This is a genomic window from Wolbachia endosymbiont of Drosophila bocki, from assembly GCF_028982005.1.
Lineage (GTDB): Bacteria > Pseudomonadota > Alphaproteobacteria > Rickettsiales > Anaplasmataceae > Wolbachia > Wolbachia pipientis.
Genome location: NZ_JAPQLG010000184.1, coordinates 1 through 2,177, shown reverse-complemented (window position 1 = coordinate 2,177; position 2,177 = coordinate 1). Strand labels below are relative to the sequence as shown.

At 34.0% G+C, this 2,177-nt stretch carries 2 protein-coding genes and 1 pseudogene; 2 read left to right on the top strand and 1 reads right to left on the bottom strand.

The features are described from left to right. The first annotated feature begins 665 nt into the window (after nt 1-665). The gene (locus OZD61_RS04400; RefSeq protein WP_015589462.1) at nt 666-1,196 is read left to right on the top strand and encodes a phospholipase D family nuclease; all 531 of its coding nucleotides are present in this window, start codon (nt 666-668) and stop codon (nt 1,194-1,196) included. A 109-nt stretch (nt 1,197-1,305) separates the two neighbouring features. Then, nucleotides 1,306-1,848, top strand: a complete 543-nt coding sequence (locus OZD61_RS04395) for a hypothetical protein (RefSeq protein ID WP_274979996.1) — start codon at nt 1,306-1,308, stop codon at nt 1,846-1,848. A gap of 122 nt (nt 1,849-1,970) precedes the next feature. Here the strand turns inward: OZD61_RS04395 and OZD61_RS04390 are convergent. Next, nucleotides 1,971-2,123 (bottom strand): annotated as a pseudogene (locus tag OZD61_RS04390) (IS66 family transposase); the annotation flags it as partial. Between the last annotated feature and the right edge of the window lie 54 nt (nt 2,124-2,177).

The window sequence follows — 2,177 nt, the reverse complement described above, 5'->3', positions numbered from 1 at the left end:
AAAACACAATTGGAGTTACATGCAAAATAGATCCCAGTGTCAGCTACTCGGATGACAAAAAAAGGAGCACAGGGATGACACCATTTGTTGTATTTAACAAAGTTCGTACTTAGCTTCATGTTAGCTATAAACATTAAGAAATTTACCAAGCGAAAAAAAAGGCAAAAGAAGCCCCAGCTAATATCTATTTTAGAACATTGGCATTTTTTAAGTCTTAAACACTGCAATTTAGCTGCTTTTAAATGCAACCCACCTTAGTTTAAATGTTTAAGAAATTTACTAAGCAGAAAAAAAGGCAAAAGAAACCCCGTGTTAGCTAGTTGTCACTCCCTAATCCTGCAAATTGGCGTACTATACTGTCTTAAACGACTTATAAGCGCGTTTCAGCTTGTGTAGGTAAAAACCTAGAAATATTGTGAAGACATAAGGTGCACATAGTGCAAAAAATCAAAAATAAGACGCCAACTACGTTGTTTTCTTGCTGTTTAATCTGCACAGATGAAGATAACTGAATGCCTTCGGTTTCGTGATAAGGGGGCTGGCGGAGTTTGTCAAGTAAGTTTTTTCGTTTCTAACGGTTGTTGCCAAAAACTATGCAAGAAGTCTATTGACAGGTGATTAAATTATAATGTAGCCTATCGCCGTATATCCGGGGGTGGGTTGTTGTGAGGCTTTTTCACTTTTTATTCTTGTTAATGTGTTTTTCTCTGTATTACTATGCGGGTTTTATATTTTCGCCCTGCCCAAAAGCTACGGTTTGCTTTTCACCTGGAGAAGATTGTGCTGTACCGATAATCAACGTAATAGATCAGTCTAAAAAATCTATCTTAGTTCAAGAATATACATTTACTCTTGGAACAGTTGCAAAATCTTTGATAAATGCTAAAGAACGCGGTGTTGATGTTAAAGTCATCTTAGATAAATCGCAACTCTACTCAAAATATAGTGTTATAAATGAATTATTTTCAGGTGGAGTACCAATTTGGATCGATGATAAGCCAAAGATTGCTCATAATAAGATAATGATTGTTGACAATCAAAAAGTCATCACAGGGTCATTTAACCTTAGTAAGACAGCTAAAAAAGGAAATGCTGAAAATTTATTAATTATTACAGATTATCCTGAATTGATTCAGCAGTATGTGAAAAACTGGGAGGCACGAATGTCACAATCTTACAAATACGCTCCCAACTAATCGAGAGCGCTTGCTCAAAATCAGTTTTAAAAACAGCAAGGGAGAGCTTTTTTGATTGATTGGCATAATGATTATGATATAATGAACTAAAAATTTAAGGAATAAAGTAATGGATTATATAAATGATGCTGCCGGTGGCTACACTGCTATTCATGATTTTTTTCAAAACAACGGTGTTGGAGATTACAAAGTTCAATGCAATTATGGTGGGGTGCCGTATGCTACTGATGAGTACGTGCATTCTGGCGATAAATTTTGGAGTAATAATTTCATAGACTCACATTTTGGCAGGGAAATAAAAATGTATCCTCAAAGTGAACTTTTAGCTAAAGAATATGCTGGAAATACGTTGCCAGTTTCAATATCACCAGATAAGGATTTAATAAAAATGAAGGAATGTCAGAAAAAAACGAAATTTGTGGAACTAGAAAGGGAGTCAGGTGATTTAGTGCATGATAAGCAGAAGTATGTAAAGTGTTACACAACAAAGCTATCATATGATGATGTACATATTTACAACAACGATAAAGTTTCAACATTTAGCATAAAATACGACGTGCCAAATGATCCGAAATACAGTTTAAATATAACATTTACAAAGGTTAATGATAATAAACCAGGATTTTGGCAGAAATTTAAAAATATGTTTTAACGTGACCATTCACTGGTTTTTACTCAATCAACCAACAACAGTTAATATCAAATTTTTATAATTAAAAAATATGCTATTTTTTAAAACTTTCATTCTCCTTGACTCTGTCAACTTCACAAAACAACTCTTGGACCAAATGTATCTGGCATAACACCTTTTGGTAACTTGCTACTTCTTTTTTTCCGCATCTCCGACAATAGCCATTGATATTCCACTACATAAGGCTTGATTTTTGGTAGATCAACTTTTTTATGAATAATATAGCTCTTTTTACAATAATCCGAACAGACCGTAATATGCTACTGGCCTGCTATAGCCATAAACACATA